General features: G+C 49.3%; 22 protein-coding genes, 3 tRNA genes and 3 pseudogenes. 13 read left to right on the forward strand and 15 right to left on the reverse strand.

The annotated features are described in order from the left end of the window. The first annotated feature begins 6 nt into the window (after positions 1-6). The 3 genes from fliQ (at position 7) to rcsA (ending at position 1984) form a co-directional block, all read left to right on the forward strand. Positions 7-276, forward strand: a complete 270-nt coding sequence (gene fliQ / locus ACLJQD_RS10425) for a flagellar biosynthesis protein FliQ (protein WP_000187355.1) — start codon at positions 7-9, stop codon at positions 274-276. A gap of 8 nt (positions 277-284) precedes the next feature. Next, positions 285-1079, forward strand: a complete 795-nt coding sequence (gene fliR / locus ACLJQD_RS10430) for a flagellar biosynthetic protein FliR (protein WP_000616953.1) — start codon at positions 285-287, stop codon at positions 1077-1079. Positions 1080-1360: 281 nt separating this feature from the next. Continuing rightward, positions 1361-1984, forward strand: coding sequence for a transcriptional regulator RcsA (gene rcsA, locus ACLJQD_RS10435; protein WP_000103971.1), 624 nt, complete (start codon positions 1361-1363; stop codon positions 1982-1984). A 38-nt stretch (positions 1985-2022) separates the two neighbouring features. Here the strand turns inward: rcsA and dsrB are convergent, their stop codons facing one another. Further along, a complete protein-coding gene (gene dsrB / locus ACLJQD_RS10440) occupies positions 2023-2217 on the reverse strand; it encodes a protein DsrB (protein ID WP_000867218.1) in 195 nt (64 codons plus the stop codon). Positions 2218-2345: 128 nt separating this feature from the next. On the opposite strand from dsrB, the gene yodD reads away from it, so the two are divergent. Further along, entirely contained in the window at positions 2346-2573 is a 228-nt protein-coding gene (gene yodD, locus ACLJQD_RS10445; RefSeq protein WP_000844798.1) for a YodD family peroxide/acid resistance protein, read from the forward strand. Positions 2574-2882: 309 nt separating this feature from the next. Further along, the gene (locus tag ACLJQD_RS10450; RefSeq protein ID WP_000948794.1) at positions 2883-3698 is read left to right on the forward strand and encodes a mannosyl-3-phosphoglycerate phosphatase-related protein; all 816 of its coding nucleotides are present in this window, start codon (positions 2883-2885) and stop codon (positions 3696-3698) included. On the opposite strand, the gene dgcQ is transcribed toward ACLJQD_RS10450, so the two are convergent. The 3 genes from dgcQ to ACLJQD_RS10465 form a co-directional block, all read right to left on the reverse strand. Beyond that, on the reverse strand, positions 3677-5389 hold the full coding sequence (dgcQ, locus tag ACLJQD_RS10455; RefSeq protein WP_001119828.1) for a cellulose biosynthesis regulator diguanylate cyclase DgcQ: 1713 nt from the start codon (positions 5387-5389) through the stop codon (positions 3677-3679). The genes ACLJQD_RS10450 and dgcQ overlap by 22 nt on opposite strands. Before the next feature lie 164 nt (positions 5390-5553). Next, a complete protein-coding gene (locus ACLJQD_RS10460) occupies positions 5554-5739 on the reverse strand; it encodes a YodC family protein (RefSeq protein ID WP_000232161.1) in 186 nt (61 codons plus the stop codon). 76 nt (positions 5740-5815) lie between these two features. Beyond that, positions 5816-6733: a DUF808 domain-containing protein gene (locus tag ACLJQD_RS10465; RefSeq protein ID WP_085920526.1), complete on the reverse strand. Its 918-nt coding sequence runs from the start codon at positions 6731-6733 to the stop codon at positions 5816-5818. A 169-nt stretch (positions 6734-6902) separates the two neighbouring features. Here ACLJQD_RS10465 and yedA point away from each other — a divergent pair, with 169 nt between their 5' ends. After that, on the forward strand, positions 6903-7823 hold the full coding sequence (gene yedA / locus ACLJQD_RS10470; RefSeq protein WP_001212264.1) for a drug/metabolite exporter YedA: 921 nt from the start codon (positions 6903-6905) through the stop codon (positions 7821-7823). Here the strand turns inward: yedA and ACLJQD_RS10475 are convergent. From ACLJQD_RS10475 to drpB, 4 genes are all read right to left on the reverse strand, one after another. Then, a complete protein-coding gene (locus ACLJQD_RS10475) occupies positions 7812-8282 on the reverse strand; it encodes a very short patch repair endonuclease (RefSeq protein WP_000785978.1) in 471 nt (156 codons plus the stop codon). The genes yedA and ACLJQD_RS10475 overlap by 12 nt on opposite strands. Beyond that, positions 8263-9693 carry a DNA cytosine methyltransferase gene (locus ACLJQD_RS10480; RefSeq protein ID WP_017441840.1) on the reverse strand — a complete coding sequence of 477 codons (1431 nt, stop codon included), beginning with the start codon at positions 9691-9693 and terminating at the stop codon, positions 8263-8265. The genes ACLJQD_RS10475 and ACLJQD_RS10480 overlap by 20 nt, the downstream gene beginning before the upstream one ends. Before the next feature lie 73 nt (positions 9694-9766). After that, complete coding sequence (locus ACLJQD_RS10485) at positions 9767-10462, reverse strand: phosphohydrolase (protein WP_017441839.1); 696 nt, start codon at positions 10460-10462, stop codon at positions 9767-9769. A 79-nt stretch (positions 10463-10541) separates the two neighbouring features. Then, complete coding sequence (gene drpB / locus ACLJQD_RS10490) at positions 10542-10853, reverse strand: cell division protein DrpB (protein ID WP_000107435.1); 312 nt, start codon at positions 10851-10853, stop codon at positions 10542-10544. 649 nt (positions 10854-11502) lie between these two features. On the opposite strand from drpB, the gene ompS1 reads away from it, so the two are divergent. Further along, on the forward strand, positions 11503-12687 hold the full coding sequence (gene ompS1, locus ACLJQD_RS10495; protein ID WP_017441838.1) for a porin OmpS1: 1185 nt from the start codon (positions 11503-11505) through the stop codon (positions 12685-12687). A 259-nt stretch (positions 12688-12946) separates the two neighbouring features. On the opposite strand, the gene ACLJQD_RS10500 is transcribed toward ompS1, so the two are convergent. The 7 genes and pseudogenes from ACLJQD_RS10500 to ACLJQD_RS10530 form a co-directional block, all read right to left on the reverse strand. Beyond that, entirely contained in the window at positions 12947-13135 is a 189-nt protein-coding gene (locus tag ACLJQD_RS10500; protein ID WP_024131109.1) for a hypothetical protein, read from the reverse strand. 10 nt (positions 13136-13145) lie between these two features. Continuing rightward, the gene (locus ACLJQD_RS10505) at positions 13146-13358 is read right to left on the reverse strand and encodes a cold shock domain-containing protein (RefSeq protein WP_000208509.1); all 213 of its coding nucleotides are present in this window, start codon (positions 13356-13358) and stop codon (positions 13146-13148) included. Between the two features lie 445 nt (positions 13359-13803). Then, complete coding sequence (locus ACLJQD_RS10510) at positions 13804-15072, reverse strand: Y-family DNA polymerase (RefSeq protein ID WP_017441837.1); 1269 nt, start codon at positions 15070-15072, stop codon at positions 13804-13806. Positions 15073-15074: 2 nt separating this feature from the next. Next, positions 15075-15494, reverse strand: a complete 420-nt coding sequence (locus ACLJQD_RS10515; protein ID WP_000394197.1) for a translesion error-prone DNA polymerase V autoproteolytic subunit — start codon at positions 15492-15494, stop codon at positions 15075-15077. A gap of 748 nt (positions 15495-16242) precedes the next feature. Then, positions 16243-17061: a hypothetical protein gene (locus ACLJQD_RS10520; RefSeq protein WP_017441836.1), complete on the reverse strand. Its 819-nt coding sequence runs from the start codon at positions 17059-17061 to the stop codon at positions 16243-16245. Positions 17062-17541: 480 nt separating this feature from the next. Then, positions 17542-17787, reverse strand: a pseudogene (locus tag ACLJQD_RS10525) (hypothetical protein); the annotation flags it as partial. Between the two features lie 290 nt (positions 17788-18077). Then, positions 18078-18167, reverse strand: a tRNA-Ser gene (locus tag ACLJQD_RS10530). An 88-nt stretch (positions 18168-18255) separates the two neighbouring features. On the opposite strand from ACLJQD_RS10530, the gene mtfA reads away from it, so the two are divergent. The 6 genes and pseudogenes from mtfA (at position 18256) to ACLJQD_RS10560 (ending at position 22233) form a co-directional block, all read left to right on the forward strand. Further along, positions 18256-19053: a DgsA anti-repressor MtfA gene (mtfA, locus tag ACLJQD_RS10535; RefSeq protein ID WP_000598921.1), complete on the forward strand. Its 798-nt coding sequence runs from the start codon at positions 18256-18258 to the stop codon at positions 19051-19053. A 100-nt stretch (positions 19054-19153) separates the two neighbouring features. Continuing rightward, a tRNA-Asn gene (locus ACLJQD_RS10540) sits at positions 19154-19229 on the forward strand. 167 nt (positions 19230-19396) lie between these two features. Further along, positions 19397-19702, forward strand: a pseudogene (locus ACLJQD_RS10545) (Arm DNA-binding domain-containing protein); the annotation flags it as partial. Positions 19703-20123: 421 nt separating this feature from the next. After that, a tRNA-Asn gene (locus ACLJQD_RS10550) sits at positions 20124-20199 on the forward strand. A 163-nt stretch (positions 20200-20362) separates the two neighbouring features. Next, the gene (locus ACLJQD_RS10555; protein WP_410967614.1) at positions 20363-20887 is read left to right on the forward strand and encodes a peptidase; all 525 of its coding nucleotides are present in this window, start codon (positions 20363-20365) and stop codon (positions 20885-20887) included. 474 nt (positions 20888-21361) lie between these two features. Next, positions 21362-22233: pseudogene (locus ACLJQD_RS10560) on the forward strand (integrase domain-containing protein). The last annotated feature ends 5 nt before the right edge of the window (positions 22234-22238 follow it).

Below are 22238 nucleotides of genomic sequence, written 5' to 3' on the forward strand. Positions count from 1 at the left end.
CGCAAAATGACTCCTGAATCCGTCATGATGATGGGCACCGAGGCGATGAAAGTCGCTCTCGCCCTGGCTGCGCCGCTGTTACTCGTCGCGCTGATTACCGGCCTCATTATCAGCATCTTGCAGGCCGCGACTCAGATTAATGAAATGACGCTGTCGTTTATCCCTAAAATCGTCGCGGTATTCATCGCAATTATCGTTGCCGGCCCGTGGATGCTCAACCTGCTGCTGGATTACGTGCGTACTCTGTTCAGCAATTTACCTTATATCATCGGATAAACAGAACGATGATACAGGTTACAAGCGAGCAATGGCTATACTGGCTGCATCTCTATTTCTGGCCTTTGCTGCGCGTACTGGCGCTGATTTCAACGGCGCCCATTCTCAGCGAGCGCGCTATTCCCAAGCGGGTAAAGCTGGGGTTGGGAATAATGATTACCCTCGTTATCGCGCCGTCGCTACCGGCAAACGATACGCCGCTTTTTTCTATTGCCGCCTTATGGCTGGCGATGCAACAAATTCTGATCGGTATTGCGCTGGGATTTACCATGCAATTCGCCTTTGCGGCGGTGCGTACCGCAGGTGAGTTTATCGGTCTGCAAATGGGGCTTTCCTTTGCCACCTTCGTCGACCCGGGCAGCCACCTGAATATGCCGGTTCTGGCGCGTATTATGGATATGCTCGCCATGCTACTATTTCTCACCTTTAATGGCCATTTATGGCTTATTTCGCTGTTGGTCGATACCTTCCATACTCTGCCCATCGGTAGTAACCCGGTGAACAGTAATGCATTTATGGCGCTCGCCAGGGCCGGTGGGCTCATTTTCTTAAACGGACTGATGCTGGCATTGCCGGTCATTACCCTCCTGCTTACGCTCAACCTGGCGCTGGGGCTATTAAACCGCATGGCGCCGCAGCTCTCGATATTTGTTATCGGTTTCCCGCTTACCCTCACCGTCGGCATTATGCTGATGGCCGCGCTAATGCCATTAATTGCGCCGTTTTGCGAACATTTATTCAGCGAAATTTTCAATTTGCTTGCTGATATTGTTAGCGAGATGCCAATAAATAATAACCCATAATTTTTATCCTGTTTTACTAAGGTTTATCCGAAAATAAATTTTAAAAAACATTCACCAGGATATATCCGCTGCCCCTTATTTGTTTTTACTTCACTCACATAACGCAACATTCACTTTACTTTAAGATGATTCCTGGCAAATTATATGTAACTTTACGGGATAGTAAGTTCGCCTGAAAAACCGCGTAAGCGTTGTCTAAGGTGACTATTCGTGTTCCGTCTGATTATGGTGAGTTATTCAGGTAAGGGGAATTATCGTTACGCATTGAGTGAGGGTATGCCATGTCAACGATTATTATGGATTTATGCAGTTACACCCGGCTAGGGTTAAGCGGGTATCTGGTCAGCAGAGGGGTGAAAAAAAGGGAAATCAACGACATCGAAACCGTTGACGAACTCGCTATCGCTTGTGGCGCGCATCAGCCTTCGGTGGTGTTTATTAATGAGGACTGTTTCATTCATACGCCTTCAGACAGTCAACAAATAAAGCAAATCATTAATCAACATCCTGACACGTTATTTATTGTTTTTATGGCAATTGCTAATGTGCATTTTGATGAATATTTATTAGTAAGAAAAAACTTATTGATTAGCTCGAAATCGATTAAACCTGACTCGCTGGATACCATTCTTGGCGATATTCTGAAAAAAGAGTCGGGTATTTCAGGAACCATAAATTTACCAACATTATCGTTAAGTCGAACTGAATCCAGCATGTTGCGAATGTGGATGGAAGGTCAGGGAACCATTCAGATTTCTGACAGAATGAATATTAAAGCAAAAACAGTATCCTCCCATAAGGGGAATATAAAAAGAAAGATAAAAACGCATAATAAACAAGTGATCTATCACGTAGTGCGGCTGACAGATAACGTCACTAACGGCATTTTTGTTAACATGCGCTGAGACATCCGGACTGGCAATGTACCTCCAGTCCGGCTCAATTAGTCCTGCTCCGCCTTCTCGACAAAAATACCATCCTGGTGACCTGACTCATTGAAGAACCAGATGCCGAGCGGGTAATCCTCCAGCGAAACCAGGTACATTGTGCCTTCACTAAATTCTTCCACTGCCAGTACCACGCCCGGTCGGCGGGGACCGCCGTCCGTTTTAACGGTTACCCGATCATTCACCTTCATCATTTTCCTCCTGTCGCTTTGTGCCAGTGTAGAACAATTTTCTGCGTCTGACAGCGCCTTGCCGGCGTGTTTGCTGGTTTTCTCAACGGTCTATACTTAGGCTGTCAGGAACCCGTGAGGTAGTGAAGATGAAAACGGCAAAAGAGTACAGTGATACGGCCAAGCGCGAAGTGAGCGTCGATGTAGATGCGCTACTGGCGGCCATCAATGAAATCAGCGAAAGCGAGGTTCACCGTAGCCAGGAAGATCCTGAACGGGTGAGCGTAGACGGACGGGAATATCATACATGGCATGAATTAGCTGAAGCATTCGAGCTGGATATTCATGATTTTAGTGTAACAGAAGTAAACCGTTAAAAATGGCCGAAAAAAATCCCGGCCCTACGGGTCGGGATCAAACTTGCTTATGCAAGAAGCACTTGAAAATTCGTTACACCAGGAAATCTGATGTGAGATTTACCTTATCTGCAATTTTTTTGCATGACAAGTAAATATTTTTTACATGAATGATTAAGCACGCTAATAGTTCGGTAGCAAAAGTGTGACAACGCATGTGCTGCCTGGAAGCGACGGGATCGGTTCCAGTTAGCGTTCGACTTCTTTCGGGTGTGCTTTAGGACTTTTCCTGGAAATAAGCCCGCCGTTGCAACGGAAAATGAGGAAAAAATGCTCTCAATCCATGACCCCTTGCTGATTTTTACCGATCTGGACGGCACATTGCTGAACAGCCACACTTTTGAGTGGCAGCCCGCGGCCCCCTGGCTTACTCGCCTGCATGAAAGCGGCGTGCCCGTGATCCTCTGTAGCAGTAAAACCGCGGCTGAAATGCTCCAGCTCCAGACGACGTTAAATCTACAGGGACTGCCGCTGATTGCGGAAAACGGCGCGGTGATCCAACTGGACGTTCATTGGGAAGACCATCCCAACTATCCCCGTCTGATAGCCGGTATTTCTCACAACGAAATCCGCCTCGTCCTGCATAAGTTGCGTGAAAAGGAACAGTTTAAGTTCACCACGTTTGATGACGTTGACGATCAGGTGATAAGCGAATGGACGGGCCTAAACCGGGCACAGTCTGCCCTAACCCGTCTGCATGAAGCGTCGGTGTCGCTGATCTGGCGCGATAGCGATGAACGCATGGCGCAGTTTGTCGCCCGTTTAAATGACCTGGGACTGCAATTTGTCCATGGCGCCCGTTTCTGGCATGTGCTGGACGCCTCCGCCGGTAAAGATCAGGCTGCCAACTGGCTGATAGAAGCATATCGTCGGCAGTGGCGCGCGCGTCCTCTGACGTTGGGACTAGGAGACGGCCCCAATGATGCGCCTTTACTGGATGTGATGGATTATGCGGTTGTCGTCAAAGGGCTAAACCGGGAGGGCGTACATTTGCGTAACGACGATCCTCAGCGCGTCTACCGTAGCCAGAACGAAGGGCCGGATGGCTGGCGCGAAGGAATGGACTATTTCTTTTCCCGCTCCTGAGTCGCGTCGCTGGCGCAAATACGGTTACGTCCGGACTGTTTGGCGTAATAAAGCCGTTTGTCGGCCAGCGACTGCAACTGCTCAAAATCATAGTCGCCGTATTCCTCCGCGCTACTGATCCCCATTGACGCGCTGATACGAAGCGTCGTGCTTTTCGTCACCAGAATCTCTTTGTCATTAATGCGCTGGCGTATGCGTTCGGCAATCTGCAGCGCCTGCGCTTTCGTCGCGCCGGGCAGCACGATACAAAACTCTTCGCCCCCTACCCGTCCGGCGATGTCGTGCGCTCGAATGGTGCTGCCAATGAGCCCAGCGGCATGGGACAACACGCGATCGCCTGCCTGATGACCAAAGCGATCGTTAACGCTTTTAAAATAATCTAAATCCAGCTGTATCACAGAAAATGGCTGGCGGGCTTCCCGGTAACGCTTTGCCAGCCTGGACGCTTTTTCAAACAGCGCGCCACGGTTATATAGCCGGGTCAGCGGATCGTGCCATGCCTGCCATTGCAGCGAATTTTGCAGAACAAACATGTTTTTGACCATATGTCGAATAACGCCCCAGGAGATCAACAGCATCGCCGTAAAAAGCACCCATAACAGCGTCAGCGCGATACTAATACTGCCAAAATTCCCTTGGATGCCTTCACGTAATGTATGCACGCGCAGCAGGACGCCATCAAAATGATCCAGCCGCTCCCAGCTTACATAATGCGTTCCTAAACGCAGCCCGCCCAGGGTATCTTTTTCTATTTCACGCGCCAGTAAGGCGCGCTCACGGTCATTTAACGTATTCGCGGTTTGTTGTTCCGGCGCGGAGTCCGTCAACAAACGGAGATGGTTATCGTATAGCTGATATTCCCCTTCAATATCCTTTTCGGCCGCATCGCGCAGGAACCGCTGTAATGACGCGACGGGAATATCCATTGCCAGTACGCCATACCAGTAATTATCGTGATCCAGCGGTAGACTGGCTGTCACTTTTTTCTGCTCGTCAGCAACATAGGGCTGTGCGGAGGTAAACCACCGCACGCCACGCTGTGGGTTACGCCGTTGGCTTTGCTCGATAAACCAGGGCTGGGTCACGTACTGATAGTAACGGGAGACAATATCGCTACCGTACGCCGTAGGGAGAGTTGAGAGGTAAAACCCTGAGCGAGAAACATACATCGTCTCCAGCGTCAGCATGGCGGATGAGCGCGCCAGACGCGCCAGATACCCTAACTCCAGCGTGGCGGTTAATTCATTTGCCAGGTCACGACTCTCCCGCGAAAGAAGCGTCGTCCGGGCGACAAATTGATCGGAAACGCCATATAACGGCAATGTCCGCCGCTTATCCAACTCCAGTTGCCAGAAATGTCTGACGCGTCGTTGCTCAAACTGCGTCACCGCGCTTTGCAATGCGGAAAAAGCCAGCGGCGCCACCAGCGCTTCATGCATACCGTTGCGTAAAAAGATCAACCTGTCCATGTTGAATTGCAGTTGGCGGTCAAGGACATTCGCGACGCTCCCCAGATGATTGCGCTGACTGGCGACATACGCGTCTTTCAGTATCATCACTTCCCGCCAGGTAAGTAGCGTCGAGAACAGCATCACGATCAGAAAACAGGTGTTGACGACATGACCGGGACCAAAACGCCGCGCCAGCTTTTTAAACCAGCCTTGATTGTCTAACAGTGTTTCGTGCGGCACCCTGGTAACTCCTGGTTATTGATACAACTCCCCCTGATGGCTTACGGTAGCCAGACCTCATCAAGGGATACCACTCAATCCTGGCATAACCAGGTAGCAGCATGTCGCAGCGCGACGACTCTTTTTCTCCACAGCAAAACGCCCGGCATTAACCGGGCGTTTTGTCATCGGGCTTCGTCCCGCACGCGCCTTTCCTTGCCTGGCACGAGCTCATTCTCATGGAATGCCTCGCGCTTTACGCCAAAACCATCATACCAGCGACACTCTACCATTCCGCTGGAATAACCGGTGACGATCATCCGGGGCCCACCCTCTTTCACGGTAACTTCCTCACTGACAGAAAAGACCATACCTGCCTCCTGTATCAGATGAAACGTTTTCACCTTAGACGAGGATGGGCAATTTTGCATAATTCATTGTAGAAAATCAGTGCGAAACACCGCGAATTTTCGCCACACCTTTCACCAGCGCCACCACAATGGCGCCGATAATAAAGCCGAGCACCAGATTCAGCCCCGCAGGGATCGTATGCGCCATGAAAGCCCCCTGCTGCTGCGCAAAATGTTCAATGGCATGGTGTAGCGGCGCAATACCGTGTACGACAATCCCGCCGCCGACCAGAAACATCGCCAGCGTACCGACAATGGATAATGCTTTCATTAACCAGGGCGCGATAATCAGTAATCCTTTACCGACGCCCTGCGCCAGCACGCTACGCTTTTCCGCCAGCCAGTACCCCATATCATCCAGTTTGACAATAATACCCACCAGGCCATACACGCCAATAGTCACAACCAACGCAATCCCCGCCAGTACCAACACCTGATTAAGCAGCGGCGCCTGCGCGACAATCCCCAGGGTAATGGCCACAATTTCAGCGGAAAGAATGAAATCGGTACGGACCGCCCCTTTTACTTTATCTTTTTCAAAGGCCAAAGGATCTTGCGCAGCCAGCGCCTCAAGACGTTTTTGCCGCTCCGCCGGGTCTTCTTTGTGTTTTCGCGCCTCAAAGGTATGCAGGACTTTTTCTACCCCTTCAAAGCAGAGAAACGCGCCGCCTAACATTAATAAAGGCGTGATGGCCCACGGGATAAATGCGCTTATCAGCAGCGCCAACGGCACCAGAATAACCTTGTTGATTAATGATCCTTTCGCCACGCTCCATACCACTGGCAGCTCGCGATTAGCGCGAACGCCGGTCACCTGCTGCGCATTGAGCGACAGGTCGTCCCCCAGTACGCCCGCGGTTTTTTTCGCGGCCAATTTGCCCATTACCGAAATATCGTCCAGCAGCGTGGCGATATCGTCGAGTAATGTCAGTAAGCTACTTCCTGCCAAAATGATTTCCTCGGTCTTTTCTTCTAAGACGTTAAGTATGTAGCAAAACGCGCAATGCCGAAACCGGCAGCGCGGGTCAACGCCTTTTTATTCCAAAAGGACAATTATAATACTCGCCAGCATAATAATTTTGACGTTTACTATATTCACCCTTTTTATTTCACCGTGAGTGATTATGCGTTTCCGGCAGTTATTACCTCTTTTTGGCGCGCTTTTTGCCTTGTACATCATTTGGGGGTCTACCTATTTTGTTATCCGCATAGGCGTTGAAAGCTGGCCGCCGCTGATGATGGCAGGCGTACGTTTTCTCTCGGCGGGGATGTTGCTCATGGCGTTTTTGCTGCTGCGCGGCGAAAAACTTCCGCCGCTGCGCCAGACCATCAACGCCGCGCTGATTGGTCTACTGCTGCTAGCGGTGGGTAACGGTCTGGTGACGGTGGCGGAGCATCAAAACGTGCCATCGGGCATTGCTGCCGTCGTGGTCGCCACTGTCCCGCTATTTACGCTGTGCTTTAGCTACTTTTTTGGTATTAAAACGCGCAAATTAGAATGGGTGGGGATTGCCATTGGACTTGCCGGGATTATTCTGCTGAACAGCGGCGGCAACTTAAGCGGCAATCCGTGGGGCGCGATTTTGATCCTGATAGGTTCGATGAGCTGGGCATTTGGTTCCGTTTACGGCTCGCGCATCGCCCTCCCTGTGGGCATGATGGCGGGCGCGATTGAAATGCTGGCGGCGGGCGTGGTATTGCTTTGCGCGGCGTTTCTTTCCGGCGAAAAGCTCGCCACGCTGCCTGGCTTATCGGGGTTTATGGCCGTCGGCTACCTGGCGTTGTTCGGTTCTATTATCGCCATTAATGCCTATATGTACCTGATTCGCAACGTCAGTCCGGCGCTGGCGACCAGCTACGCCTATGTGAATCCGGTTGTCGCCGTGTTGCTTGGCACCGGCCTGGGTGGCGAGAGGTTATCGCCCGTTGAATGGGCCGCGCTGGGTGTGATTGTGTTTGCCGTAGTGCTGGTGACTCTGGGTAAGTACCTGTTTCCTGTCAAGGCGGTGGTCACGCCGTGTAAAACGGAAGATTCACGCCAGTAGATGAATCCCCTGGGTGTCGATCTGCGCGCTGGCGCCGCCGCCGCAGATCCACTCTTCCAGGCGCTCCGCCAACGCCGCGTCGCTCAATTTCGCTCGTCCGCGCAAGGCGCACTCCCAGACGATCAGCACCCGCCAGCCAAGCGCCTGTAAACGCTGAATATCGCGCTCATCGCGCTCAACGTTCTTACCGATTTTTTCCAGCCAGAAAGCCGTCCGCGTGGCCGGTACTTTGAACAGATAACAGTGGTGATGATGCCAAAAGCAGCCGTGAGTAAAAATCACACAATCATAGTCATTCACCACAAAGTCCGGCTTGCCCGGTAATGTCGCGTCCTGAGTATGAAACGTAATCCCCTGCGCGCTTAGCAGGCCGGCAAGACGTTTTTCAATAGCCGTATCGCGGGTCGCTATCGCGCGCATATTTTTACTGCGCGTGGCTTTATCGTGAACATCCGCCATCTACCGTCTCTCTCTGACGCAGCGTCACCGCCTGGTGAATTTTGGGTTCCAGCAGCTTTGCTACCGCGGCAAATACCGGCACCACCACGGAGTTGCCAAACTGGCGATAGGCCTGCGTATCCGAGACAGGTATCCTGAACTGGTACGTTTGCGGCGCCTCAAATCCCATTAAACGCGCGCACTCTCTCGGCGTGAGTCGGCGGGGACGATGTTGTTGGTTGCCAGCATCGTCGAAATTCACTTCGCCTTTCGCCATATCCCAACCACGATCGATCAGAATTTCGGCGCCATCTTTGTAGTAGCGAGCAGATAACGTGCGCGCCACACTTTCCGGATTGTCAGGATAAACCATGCCATAGCCAAAACCGTTTCCCCGCGCCTGGTGCTTTTTCGCGTAGCGATATAAATATTTCCACAGCACCGGCGTCAGGATATATTTGGCTTCGACGACGGGCTCCAGCAGTTCTGCCAGCGTCGGACGGCGCGGTGGATAACAGCGGGCGATATTGCGTAACGTAAAATCGGTTTTCAGGTTTAAATCGCGACGGAATCCCACCAACACAATACGTTCCCGATGCTGAGGAAGAAAGTGCTGCCCGTCGATAATTTTCGGATCGTCCGAGCCATTGTCAGCGGCATCCGCCACGTCATATCCCAGTTCATCGAGCGTTTGCATAATAATGCGGAAAGTGTTGCCCTGGTCGTGACTTTTAAGGTTTTTCACGTTTTCCAGCACAAACAGCGCGGGGCGGCGAGCGTCGATAATTCTTACGACATCAAAAAATAACGTCCCCTGAGTCTCGCAGGCAAAGCCGTGGGCGCGGCCCAGCGCATTTTTCTTGGAAACGCCCGCCAGAGAAAATGGCTGACAGGGAAAGCCCGCCAGCAGGACATCATGTTGCGGAATATGCTGGCGAATGTGTTCCGCCGCCTCATCATCGCTGACCCCTTCCCGGTGGCTCAACGTGATATCGCGGATATCTTCATTAAAGCGATGTTGCAGCGGATCGCAAAAATAGTTCGCTTTATATGTCCGTACCGCGTGCTTATTCCATTCGCTGGTAAACACGCACTGTCCGCCTATCGCTTCAAATCCGCGGCGAATGCCGCCGATGCCCGCGAAGAGATCGATAAAACGAAAGGCGTAATGTGGATGATGCGCTGGCGGCGTCGGCAACCCTGTTTTAAGACAGGTGAGTTCATTGTCGCTCAAACGATGCCATGCCGCGTTCATCATTACGCGCTTGAAGATGGCCGGGCTCCAGTGCTGTTCGCCCAGGCCGTTAAGGTGCGCCACCAGCGTTTTAACATCGTAGATTTCCAGCAATTGACTCAGCATCGCCTGGATCTCGCTTCCGGCGTCGTCGGCGATGAGGTTCCGGGCGTGTGTTACTGAAATATTTTCCTGCATACATTTAACCGGCCAAAAATAATTGCCGACAGACTAACATAAAATGACGCGGTTTACGTTTCAGCGGCAGGGGTTACTGATGCGTAGCAAACATCTGGATGACCGCATCATCCCGTGTTTCATAGTCGCCTTTCAGCTCAGCGCTCAGTTTCGCCATGTACGACACCAGAAAATCCGCATTACGCTGCGCCAGGTACTTGCCCCGTTCGGTCTGCATCGTCAGCGGCAGTTTCAGCAGCTTGGTTTGAAAATGGTCGAGCGCGAATTGCTTATCGTTAAGAGGCCGTCTGTCGGCAAAGGGATCGTCGGCATCAAACAGCGCGACGCCCAGCGCGCCGGAGACCGCGAAGACCCGCGCCAGACCAATGGCGCCCAACGCCTCCAGCCTGTCTGCATCCTGCACGATTTTTGCCTCTGGCGTGGTAGGCGCAATTTTTGCGCTGAAGCTATGCGCTTCGATAGCATGACAAATGCCCGCCAGTTTTTCTGCCGGAAAGTCAGGAAAATCCCGCAGAAAAATACGCCGGGTTTCTGCCGCCGCCAGAATGGAAGAACGATGCCGCTGCGGATGATTTTTCGCCAGGCTGACGATGTCATGGAAATAACATGCCGATAGCACCACCAGCCAGTCGACAGGAACGTTTTCCCCGAGCGTTTGCGCGGTTGCCCAAACACGACGAAAATGGAAGATGTCATGGGCGGCATCCTGTTCCTGGTGGTGGTGACGTAGCCAGTCTTCAAACTGCGATTGCCAGTATCCTGAGTCCATACGCCCTCTCTTTATAGCAGACCATTTTTATTACATGCCTGAGCACAGGGTTCGCTATCCTGACATATCCGCCACCACTTTACATCCTTGCGTGCTTGCGCGTTTCTGGCTGAGTGTCGGCGGGATACCCCCTGTTTTTGCGAGGCCGGGTATACCAGGCAATACTCCCCAGAATAAGCCAGACGACGCCCAGCGAAAGCGCGTTAAGCCATTTTTCCGTTGCGCTGCCAGGAGTGCTGATTGGGCCGAGAACCGGCTCGGTTTGTATGGCGGACATCAGCCACACGCAACGCGCCATCGCCCAGATGAAGTAGCCGCAAAAGGTATAAAAAACCCATAACGCTAATTTACCGCCCATGCTACGGGTGGCGTTGTCCTCCCTGGTACTCAAACTTTACTCCGCTTTTGTGATGTAAGTCATATGACATTAATTACATTATAATGTGATATTAGTCACATTTCGACCATGGAATACCTTATCCACCTGTTCTGGTTATTCATTCCACATATAGTTTATTCTCAGTTAATGTTGCATCTGGCGCTGAACCTGCTGTTAAATAAGGGAATGGTGATTGAATCGCACTCTGATGCAGAATAACCCATAACCAGAACAACTTATTTTTACGCACCGCGATAGCGTTTTATTTTATTAGCATTAAGTGTCAGAATGATTCGGTTATTAGCCTTTTATCATTTATTTTATCATTACCCACATTACCGGCATTTATGCCGGTTTTTTTTATGCTTTTTCATAATCAAAGCTTCAAATACATATAAAAAACAAATTATATTCACACCAGCAACCATCAAATCAAAACACATAACTCATTGATAAAAAATGATAATTATAGAATATATATTCTTGGTTATTTATATGGCCAGTATTATAAAAAACCAAACGGAAACAAATTGAAATATTTTAAATAGCTTTGTTACATGTTATTTTTTAAATTCCATGAACTTCATAGAATAGTATCAATTTGTAGTTTTGTTGAAGTGGCTACATATTCATATAAATTATTATCATAAGGGAATACATAATGAACAGAAAAGTTCTGGCACTGCTTGTCCCGGCGTTATTAGTGGCAGGCGCAGCAAATGCGGCTGAAGTTTATAATAAAAATGGCAACAAACTCGACCTGTACGGCAAAGTTGATGGTCTGCGTTACTTCTCTGACAATGCAGGCGACGACGGCGACCAGTCCTACGCCCGTATTGGCTTTAAAGGCGAAACGCAGATCAACGATATGCTGACCGGCTATGGTCAGTGGGAATACAACATTAAGGTAAACGCCACCGAAGGAGAAGGTTCAGGTGCAAACTCCTGGACTCGTCTGGGCTTTGCCGGTCTGAAATTCGGCGAGTACGGCTCTTTCGATTATGGCCGTAACTATGGTGTTATCTACGACATTGAAGCCTGGACCGATGCGCTGCCGGAATTCGGCGGTGATACTTATACCCAGACCGATGTCTATATGCTGGGCAGAACCAACGGCGTTGCCACCTACCGTAATACCGACTTCTTCGGTCTGGTGGAAGGCCTGAACTTCGCGTTGCAGTACCAGGGTAATAATGAAAACGGCGGTGCTGGTGAAGGTACAGGTAACGGCGGCAGCCGCAAACTGGCCCGTGAAAACGGCGACGGTTTCGGTATGTCTGCCTCCTATGACTTTGACTTCGGGTTAAGCCTGGGTGCGGCCTACTCTTCCTCTGACCGTACGGACAATCAGGTTGCTCGTGGTTATGGCGACGGCATGAATGAGCGCAACAACTATGCTGGTGGTGAAACTGCCGAAGCCTGGACCGTAGGTGCCAAATATGACGCCTACAATGTTTACCTGGCGGCGATGTACGCTGAAACCCGCAACATGACCTATTATGGCGGCGGTAATGGCGAAGATAATGGCGGTATTGCTAACAAAACCCAGAACTTTGAAGTGGTTGCGCAGTATCAGTTCGATTTCGGTCTGCGTCCGTCCATCGCCTACTTGCAGTCTAAGGGCAAAGATTTAGGCGGTCAGGAAGTCCATCGTGGCAACTGGCGTTACACCAACAAAGATCTGGTTAAATATGTTGACGTCGGTATGACTTACTACTTCAACAAAAATATGTCCACCTACGTTGATTATAAAATCAACCTGCTGGACGAAGATGATGACTTCTACGCAAGCAACGGTATTGCAACCGATGATATCGTAGGTGTTGGTCTGGTCTACCAGTTCTAAGACGCTTTATGTTATTCAAGCCCGTGCTTAGCGCGGGCTTGTTATTATAGGGCAAGAATTAAATAACGGATAACGGCGCAAAGACAGGTGACCTGGCTTCATCGGATAGATGAAGACAACGTCGCTCTTTTCAGGCGCTGTCTGCAAGAGAAATAACACCTTTGGGGAAAGGTAAATGCCACTATAGATGATGGATGTCAGCGTCTATAGATGATAATCATCGGGCATAAAAAAAGCTCCGGTACGGAGCTAATATGAATTATTTTCTAAAATCTGGCGGAACCTGTCCTGAGCGAATGTATAATCCAACATTATCAAAAGTGATCATGGTTGACTTACAAAAAATACATTTCGCGCCAAATGGGTTTTGCTCAGTAACATCGAATGTCGATGTTCTGTATTGTGAACCATGGCAACATGGACACCGGAAGTGAATTTTATTAGTAATATCAGTTGCCTTAAAGCGCCACAACGTTAACCGCTGATGGACCTTTTGGTCCCTGCTCTACTGAAAACTCCACTTCCTGATTTTCATTCAGAGTGCGGAATTCATTACTTTGAATGGCGGAAAAATGCACAAACACATCTTTGCTGCCATCTTTAGGCGTAATGAAACCAAAGCCCTTTTCAGGGTTAAACCATTTTACTAAACCAGTGATTTTCGTCGTCATAATATTGTTACCTTTTGAATGAGCCCTTGGGCAAAATGGCCTGAAGAAAATTATCAGAGAGAAAAAAACCTAAAGGAGATCTCAAGAGGAACAAATGATGAGAAATATTACAATCACTACTTCAGATAAGTTTGTATCAAACCGCACAACCATTAACGCATGGTTAACTGCACATAGCAAGCTTTAGTTTTGTTAAAAAAATATTAATTGTTTTTTAGCATTATCACGCTGATTGTCATACTCTTTTTATCCATGCCCATCGCTACGGCTGAAACCTGGCGTAAATAAGTTACGTCTCACAACGCCTACCTGGCAATAAACGCGCCACATTTTCTGATGTCGTAAACCAGAATACATGCGCCTCATCGTGAGAGGTTCCTGTGATCTTGTGCGACCAAAAGAACGGGGATGATTTGGCAACCATCTCAGGCATTGATCGCACAAGTTACTTAACACGCAGTAGATCAGAGTATCTTGTGGTGTACCGAGGCGAAAGCATTTCTCGCTTCATAGCCCACTGTTGCGACATCCCCTGCCCGGCGAAGTACAGTGTCCCCTTCCCGTCTTTTGCGTTAAGATGGTCCAGTACTTCCATCAGCTTCTCACTACCGGCGCGCGGCGCGTTATCGTCGAAAAGGTTGAGTTGCGCTACGCCCTGACTGAAGAAGTCACCCAGCATCACCCCCGCTTTCTGGTAGCAATGGCCGTCGCGCCAGATTTTATCCAGGCATTTCACAGCCGCATTGATGATGTCGCGTGAATCCTGCGTGGGGGTGAGAAGCGTCACCGCAGCGCTGTTACCGTAGTAGGGCTCGTTCAGGGCAAAGGGGGATGTTTTGACGAATGTTGAGATGAAACGGCAGTACTGGTGCTCACCACGGAGTTTTTCTGCCGCGCGCGCAGCGTAGCTGTAAACAGCCTGGCGCATTTCCTCATAGTTTGTGACCCGCTCGCCGAAAGAGCGGCTACAAACGATTTCCTGCTTTGCCGGCGCAAACTCTTCAAGCTCCAGACATGGCTCTCCGCGAAGCTCTCTCACGGTACGCTCCAGCACGACATTGAAGTGTTTCCTGATGATCCAGGTACTTTGTTCAGAGAGATCGAGAGCAGTCTTGATGCCCAGGGCATTGAGCTTCTTACTGATGCGTCTGCCGACACCCCAGACATCCTCTACGGGTATCAGGGCCAGCAGCCGACGCTGGCGATCGATGTTCGACAGGTCAACCACCCCGCCGGTCTGGCGCTGCCACTTTTTCGCAGCATGGTTAGCCAGCTTGGCAAGGGTTTTCGTCTGGGCAATGCCTACACCGACAGTCAGGTGCGTGCGCTTCAGGACCGTCGCTCTTATCTCGCGCCCGAAATCTGTCAGATCCCGGCAGTTTCGTACTCCCGTCAGATCACAAAAAGCCTCATCAATGCTGTAAATTTCTACCCGCGGCGCCATCTCCTCGAGTGTGGTCATTACCCGGTTCGACATATCAGCGTAAAGCTCGTAATTACTGCTGAAGCAAACAACACCGGATCGCCGGAAGCGTTCTTTCTGTTTGAAGAATGGCTCACCTGGTGCGATACCGAGCTGTTTCGCCTCGGCGCTACACGCGATAACGCAGCCATCATTGTTTGATAACACCACCACCGGTCGGCCACATAAATCAGGACGAAAGACCGTTTCGCAGGAGGCGTAAAAGCTATTAACATCGCAGAGCGCGAACATAATCAACTGACCGCTTTAATGATAAAGGTCACCACCCCGAATATGTCGAGCGTGTCTTCACTGCCGACAGGTATAGGTCGATAGGCGCCGTTCATGGGGATTAGCTGCACTGTCGGGCGCAACTGCAACCGTTTTACGGTGAACTCTCCTTCAATTGCCGCAATTACAATGTCACCGTGGTCAGCGTTCCGTGAGCTATCCACCACCAGCAGGTCGCCGTCGCTGATGCCTGCTTCAATCATTGAATCACCCGTGGCTTTGACAAAATATGTTGAGCTGGGATGAGAAACGAGCAACTCATTAAGATCGATACGCTGCTCAATGTAGTCCGCTGCGGGGCTGGGGAATCCACACGGCACTAAGTAACTGAAAAATGGGAGAGGAATAATTTCGCGCAACTCTGTAGGTCTGAAAAATTCCATAATCCATACCTCGAATACTGTTTTTATATACAGTAGTATTATTTGAACATGCGCGCAAGATACCGGAGTCGCTACGGCTGTTTAAATCTTCGTCGCTTCGTTTGTAAGTTTCTCTCTCAGTTCAAATTATGGGTTTTGTAAATTTTCCGGTTGTATTGTCATGTGCGCATATTTAAGCCAGCCTGGAGGCCAGATTTTCTGTACAGCGTCGACAGTCCCGCAGCGTAAGTTATCGCCACGCGCCAGCGCGTTTCCCTCACAGCAATTAATCTTCTGCCCAGCGCCCATGTCTACAGGGGAACATTTCGGGCAACAGGCCGGGGGCGACGATGACCGAGGACGACGGCGTTAAGTCGCCGCGAGTGACATCACTGTGAATCCCGATGGAGTACAGCGAGCTTCATGAATTTACTAAAAATATAACAGACACAAAAAATAGTTTTATTTTTCATTATGATTAATATCAGTTTGCATATTGGAAATAAGGATAACTGACCAGAACACCATGATAAACACTGACAACAAATTAAAAGCGTAGTTTTTTTGATTTGCGGCAACAAAATTAATAAGAGTCATGGTAGCTAAAAAACTCTTTTTCTTTTCCTGTACAAATAAGATAAAAATCGCTTCATCCACCACCACAAAAATATGTATATATTCTGTTATTACTATTTCGATAACACAATATCAAATTAAATATATCTCTATTAGCTATCCATTAGTGTAATTTTCTTAAACTGAAAATTTATCATTTACAGCCCAAACTCTTACGCATTTTTTCTTTTAATGGCTCGGCTACTTCTGGACGTAATTTTGAGTATAAATTTTGTACATTTTCACAGCCAGCAGGTTGGCCTGATGATAAAGGTTCTATTTTCGTCAGGATATTCCACAAAATATAAATTGCAAATGCGATTAGCATTATACTTAAAAAATAAACACGGATACCCCGAGCATTAAACAACGCAGGGACATTTGATGCCTCTTGTTTAACGGATGGCACATAATTTACGACTGGAGCAGCAACCTCAGGAATAACAAGTTGTTTTCCATACGGAACGAAGTATGCAGAAATATGCTCTGGACTATAATGCTGTTCAACACGTTTCCACTCATCTGACGGAATGAGTAAGAACGATAATGTATCACTAAAAATGCTGTTCTGATATACCCGCAAAGTATATCCATTATTAGCCAATATATGCTCAATGCGCACCAGTTCTGTATCAAAACCATCACTTCCCATTGGGTAGTGATGAAACATATACTGCGCATCAACCAAATTTATCGTTGCTGTTTCAATCTCACTGTCATAATCGAATTTGACCGTGACAGGCTTCTCTTTCTGATTATCTGAAAGTGCCTCAAGCAGGCTAAAAGTTCCCTCTTTCCAGTCAATATTAATTCCGTAGATACTCATAAACAGCGCCTGGTAGTCCTCTAATGCAGACTCAGACAGCCACGGCTCTTTATGTTTCTCCAAAAAAAACTTACGCCTTAAAGAGGCTTGTTCATCATCATTGGCAGCAAAAAAATCAAAAAACTCATCCTGTTCTGGTAATTGCATCGTGGTTCCATCCAGTATTTTATTAATCAAAAATCGATCCCAGCAGCTAATTTCACCTGCTGTCTATGATAGAATAGAATATGTGATCTCAAAGCGTCAAGATGACAAGACCAAACGAGCACGCATCCATTCAACAAATGAATAAACTCTGTTAATACAAATAGTTTTAAAAATGATTTATCTGGACAACTGAAATTATCTTTATACTGATAGCAGTACAGCCATTTCTGTAAGTTTAAATGACAGATAAAAAACACGGACAAATCGTTTTACGTTATTTCCAATATTTTTCAATATCTGCCCTCTGTTTTTTACGTAATCTCTATGTTGTCGCGACGGGAACAATAATAGCGAATTCGCGTATGACGTTTTAGGGGCATTCATAAAAGGGTTTTTTGAAAAACATGAAGGGAGATGAACGGAAAAAGGTTCGTTAAGGCTGGATGCGATCACGTTCGCTTACGGCGAACGTAACCCTTTTTACCTGGCTGCATTTTTCTTCTTCTTTTCGTCCTCAACATGCTTATCAACAGGTGAGTCTTTTAAGCGATTGTTTTGCATGATGTCATCTTCAAGCGATTTTAGATAGCTTGCATCAGTCAGCAAGGCTATTGCCAGCGTTTTCGCATAAAATTGCGCGTGGCTTCGTGTCGTAGGATTTACCGCGTAGGTTCTGGCAAGCTCATGTCCAGGGGAGGCGGTATCACCACTGAAAATCATTTCGCCTCTTTTCCTCCATCCTCCAGCAATCCATTTCCTTTAAGATACCCTTACAAGATCCGTGTGAAGCAACGGCAGTTAAACTGTTTTGTCACCAGAGATGTGAGATGGGCGTTGCAAAAGAGTGTGAGCTTGTGAGCTAAAGAAGATAAAAGTGGATGCCCGACGCGCAGCAAAATGGTAAAAAACAGCATCAGTAGTAAGAAAAATCGAGCGAGTGAAAGAAATTTTAATGCAGGGATTTATGTATGACGAAATCAAAAACGCTTTGTCAGTGATTGATTTTGTTGAATGATTGGCGGAGAGAGGGGGATTTGAACCCCCGGTAGAGTTGCCCCTACTCCGGTTTTCGAGACCGGTCCGTTCAGCCGCTCCGGCATCTCTCCGTATATTGCAATGATGCCAGGTAATTTGGCATTTTAACAGACCCTATTCGGGTAATTTTGTTCAAGTGACGAGTTTACGAGCAAAACGATGATTAAGTGGCCCTGGAAAGCACAAGAAATAACCCAGAACGAAGACTGGCCGTGGGATGATGCGCTAGCTATACCTCTTCTGGTAAACCTCACCGCGCAAGAACAGGCTCGGCTTATTGCGCTAGCCGAACGTTTTTTGCAGCAGAAAAGACTGGTAGCGCTACAGGGATTTGAGCTCGACTCGTTAAAAAGTGCACGTATTGCGTTAATTTTTTGCTTACCGATCCTGGAGCTCGGTATTGAGTGGCTTGATGGTTTTCATGAAGTGCTCATTTATCCCGCGCCCTTTGTGGTAGATGATGAATGGGAAGATGACATAGGTCTGGTGCACAGCCAGCGTGTCGTACAGTCGGGGCAAAGCTGGCAACAAGGGCCCATCATTCTGAACTGGCTGGATATCCAGGACTCGTTCGATGCTTCGGGTTTCAACCTCATTATTCATGAAGTCGCGCACAAACTGGATATGCGTAATGGCGATCGCGCCAGCGGCATCCCTTTCATCCCGTTGCGCGATGTGGCTGGCTGGGAACACGATCTCCACGCGGCAATGAATAATATTCAGGATGAAATCGATCTTGTTGGCGAAAGCGCTGCCAGTATAGATGCCTATGCCGCCACCGACCCTGCAGAATGTTTTGCCGTGTTGTCAGAGTATTTTTTCAGCGCGCCAGAACTGTTTGCTCCACGTTTCCCGGCGCTATGGCAGCGTTTTTGCCAGTTCTATCGCCAGGATCCTTCTCAGCGCTTACGGGTAAGCGCTGACGAAGGCGACTACGGCGAGGAATCCGAACATTAATTCCTCACTTTGTGGGTTAATTAACCAATTGAATTGGCGCGTTAATTTTACTGTTGACACGTTATAGCGGGCCCAGTATTATGCGCCTCGTTGAAACAATTCCTCTGTAGTTCAGTCGGTAGAACGGCGGACTGTTAATCCGTATGTCACTGGTTCGAGTCCAGTCAGAGGAGCCAAATTAAGGAAAGCAGACGTTCACTGACGTCTGCTTTCTGCATTTATATCAATCGATTATCCCTTTCTTCAGGTTCACTCTCGTTCACTGAAAACCACTCGCAGCCATACCCTTTTGCTGGTAAAGCTGGTTCGATTTGCGTTTTACCAGCACGCGGAGGGAACCGTCATGTCACTGACTGATACTAAAGTAAAAAATGCCAGACCAGCGGAAAAGGCCGTCAAGCTCGCTGACGGGTTTGGCCTCTATCGATTCAAAATACTGGCAGTCAGGCTATCGCTTCGATGGCAAACAGAAGGTGTTTTCTATTGGGGTTTACCTTGCTATATCGCTTGCTGATGTCAGACAACGCCGTGACGAGGCCAAAAGGCTGCTGGCTCAGGGGATTGACCCGAACGCAAAAAACAGGCTGATGAAAAAATCCTTCAGGAAAAGCGCGATAAAACCCGCTCGTCCCGTGTCGTCGCCAAAAGCTGATGCGCCATAATTCTGCCTATGATATTGACGGAAATCTTTTCGCCTGCACCAGAAATTTATCTGCCATTTCCGCTACCGGCGTCAGACTGCCTGTATCAACCATTTTCACAAAATATTTCACGTCTAAAGTTCATTCTACTCCCTGCCCTTAATCTCTACGGCGTTATGTCTCAGAATTATTTGCCAAGTGCCTGCCAGTTTTTCACGTTTCATCAGACGCTGGTACATAGCCATTGCGGTAAGGTCACAGCATTTGACTTGTGCAATTACAGACAAAGTTGCGCCATGCCGGGGCAAAGCAGGGATTAGATCAAAACTTCAACGTTTTGTTGTTTTTGTCAGCAAACAAACGCGCAATCTTATTTCCCCCTTTGACAAGCCGATCGCACATCGTTACTATGCGCCCCGTTCACACGATTCCTCTGTAGTTCAGTCGGTAGAACGGCGGACTGTTAATCCGTATGTCACTGGTTCGAGTCCAGTCAGAGGAGCCAAATTTTAGTTTCGGGACATCCTGGCGAGTCCGGAGACGTTTAAAAAACAAGAAGTTATCTTTACCCGGTTGATCTGATAAGGTTTGCCGGTTTTTTTGACATCCATAGTTTTTGGGCTTAATCGGGGCCTCACGGTTCGTTGAGTAAATGGAGCCCCCCTCCCATGGCATTAACCGATACCGCTGGCGGCACGCAGACCGATCCGGGTACAGGAAAACCGTCAGAAAATCCACCCGCCGATCCACCGCCAGATGGTCCCGCTTCTGAAAAACCACACGACCCACCCGCCGATCCCAATAAGCCCACTCCACCGAAAGAAGAAACGCCGCCCGGCGCGCCGGAGAAATACGCGTTCACCGCCCCTGAAGGTCAGGAACTCGATACCAGCGCGCTGGCGCAGTTCGAACCAGTGGCGCGTGAACTGAACCTGACGCAAGAGCAGGCGCAGAAGCTGGTGGACGTCTATCCGAAAGTGCTGGCGGGAGTGCAACAACAGCAAGCGGAGTCATGGCAGAAGCAAACAGAAGACTGGGCTGCGGCAGTTAAAGCCGATAAAGACATTGGCGGTGACAAGCTGGCGTCTAATCTCGGCGCAGCTCAGCGGGCTATCGACACGTTCGGTACCAAAGAACTGAAAGAGTATCTCGATGGTATCTGCGCCAGATCTCTGGTCAATGCTGCACCGTGACGGAAGCGATTCCACCCGGCACCCGTTACCACATCAACGCCTTTTACTTTACGGTCTGCGACCTGCAAAGACGTCCGGCTTTGCTGCCGCGTGACCGTAAAACAACACCAGAGTCTGCGATCTTTCGCGTACTGCACTCGACCAGTGCGTCGCTTTCGTCGCGCAAAGCGACAAAGTGACGCACAACCACTACACCGCGCCATGCCCCTGTTTTCGGGGTTCCGGCGTTCATTCCCGAATCTGACACGCCTTTTTGGGGCCGCTGTCAGCAAGAAAGAAGAGAAAAAGATCGATACCGAGGGGGGGCATGATGCCCCGGAGAATTCCTGCTCACGCAGGCAGCCTGTACCGCGTACAGTCTGAAACTCCCTATACCTCAACAAACTGCCACTCCGGCGTAAAGGTATCGTTCTGGCGCAGCCAAAAAGCATACGCCGGAGACTGTTTGTGTTCTCAAAATCACAGGAGAAGTGTATGGGCAAGTTAGGTGGTGAAATGAAGGCACTGGCAAAGCACTGTGGCGGTAGCCATAAAACGGTGAACGATCGCATTCATATCGTGCAGCGTTTCGATCACCACTTACGGGTTTTGAACGTCCATATCCAGCGGGTTGCGCAGATTAAGGTGCGCTACATTGAAAGCTATATTCATGAAAGGTTGGCGCAGGGGATCGGCAAACGCACGCTGCAAAATGAAATGGCCTCGCTGCGCGCTGTTCTGCAACAGGCCGGGCGTAAACAGGTTGCAGAGCATGAGTGGCTGACTAATAAATCGCTGGGGCTGGCTGGTGCATCGCGCAGCGGGACGCGACAGGCGATCACGCCGGAACATTATCATCATGTGCTGGAGACGGCCCGCATGAAAGATCCGGGACTGGCGGCGGCGCTGGAACTGGCGAGGCTGATGGGCTTACGTTCACAGGAAGCGGTGCAGAGCGTGCAATCGCTGAAAACGTGGAAACAGGCCATTGAACGCAGCGATACGCGCTTAACCGTGGTGTTCGGCACCAAAGGCGGGCGGCCCACGAAACGGTTATTCTGGATACTATAGCTGTCAGAAAAGCGCTGGATAATGCGCTGGCTATTGCAGAAAGCCGTCATGGCCGACTGATCGACAAACCGGATCTGAAAAGCGCGATGGACTACTGGCACAACCAGGCGGCGCGTATTGGTCTGACTGGCGCATATTCTCCGCATTCCCTGCGTTATGCGTGGGCGCAGGATGCCATTAGTCACTATCTGGCGCAGGGGTTCAACAGGAAAGAAGCGCTGGCAATTGTGGCGATGGATCTGGGGCATGGTGATGGACGTGCGCGGTATGTGGCGCAGGTGTATGGGCAAATTTGACAGTT

The sequence above is a fragment of the Salmonella sp. SAL04214 genome (assembly GCF_046550615.1).
In the GTDB taxonomy this organism is placed as follows: Bacteria; Pseudomonadota; Gammaproteobacteria; order Enterobacterales; family Enterobacteriaceae; genus Salmonella; species Salmonella enterica.

Excerpts from the sequence above, each read along its gene's own strand:
- yodD (WP_000844798.1), top strand. The coding sequence starts at position 2,346 with ATGAAAACGGCAAAAGAGTACAGTGATACGGCCAAGCGCGAAGTGAGC.
- ACLJQD_RS10475 (WP_000785978.1), bottom strand. The coding sequence starts at position 8,282 with ATGGCGGATGTTCACGATAAAGCCACGCGCAGTAAAAATATGCGCGCG.
- ACLJQD_RS10520 (WP_017441836.1), bottom strand. The coding sequence starts at position 17,061 with ATGCAATTACCAGAACAGGATGAGTTTTTTGATTTTTTTGCTGCCAAT.
- ACLJQD_RS10485 (WP_017441839.1), bottom strand. The coding sequence starts at position 10,462 with ATGGACTCAGGATACTGGCAATCGCAGTTTGAAGACTGGCTACGTCAC.
- dsrB (WP_000867218.1), bottom strand. The coding sequence starts at position 2,217 with ATGAAGGTGAATGATCGGGTAACCGTTAAAACGGACGGCGGTCCCCGC.
- ompS1 (WP_017441838.1), top strand. The coding sequence starts at position 11,503 with ATGAACAGAAAAGTTCTGGCACTGCTTGTCCCGGCGTTATTAGTGGCA.
- fliR (WP_000616953.1), top strand. The coding sequence starts at position 285 with ATGATACAGGTTACAAGCGAGCAATGGCTATACTGGCTGCATCTCTAT.
- ACLJQD_RS10460 (WP_000232161.1), bottom strand. The coding sequence starts at position 5,739 with ATGGTCTTTTCTGTCAGTGAGGAAGTTACCGTGAAAGAGGGTGGGCCC.
- ACLJQD_RS10450 (WP_000948794.1), top strand. The coding sequence starts at position 2,883 with ATGCTCTCAATCCATGACCCCTTGCTGATTTTTACCGATCTGGACGGC.
- rcsA (WP_000103971.1), top strand. The coding sequence starts at position 1,361 with ATGTCAACGATTATTATGGATTTATGCAGTTACACCCGGCTAGGGTTA.
- ACLJQD_RS10510 (WP_017441837.1), bottom strand. The coding sequence starts at position 15,072 with ATGTTCGCGCTCTGCGATGTTAATAGCTTTTACGCCTCCTGCGAAACG.
- ACLJQD_RS10505 (WP_000208509.1), bottom strand. The coding sequence starts at position 13,358 with ATGACGACGAAAATCACTGGTTTAGTAAAATGGTTTAACCCTGAAAAG.
- ACLJQD_RS10480 (WP_017441840.1), bottom strand. The coding sequence starts at position 9,693 with ATGCAGGAAAATATTTCAGTAACACACGCCCGGAACCTCATCGCCGAC.
- ACLJQD_RS10515 (WP_000394197.1), bottom strand. The coding sequence starts at position 15,494 with ATGGAATTTTTCAGACCTACAGAGTTGCGCGAAATTATTCCTCTCCCA.
- ACLJQD_RS10555 (WP_410967614.1), top strand. The coding sequence starts at position 20,363 with ATGGCATTAACCGATACCGCTGGCGGCACGCAGACCGATCCGGGTACA.
- yedA (WP_001212264.1), top strand. The coding sequence starts at position 6,903 with ATGCGTTTCCGGCAGTTATTACCTCTTTTTGGCGCGCTTTTTGCCTTG.
- mtfA (WP_000598921.1), top strand. The coding sequence starts at position 18,256 with ATGATTAAGTGGCCCTGGAAAGCACAAGAAATAACCCAGAACGAAGAC.
- fliQ (WP_000187355.1), top strand. The coding sequence starts at position 7 with ATGACTCCTGAATCCGTCATGATGATGGGCACCGAGGCGATGAAAGTC.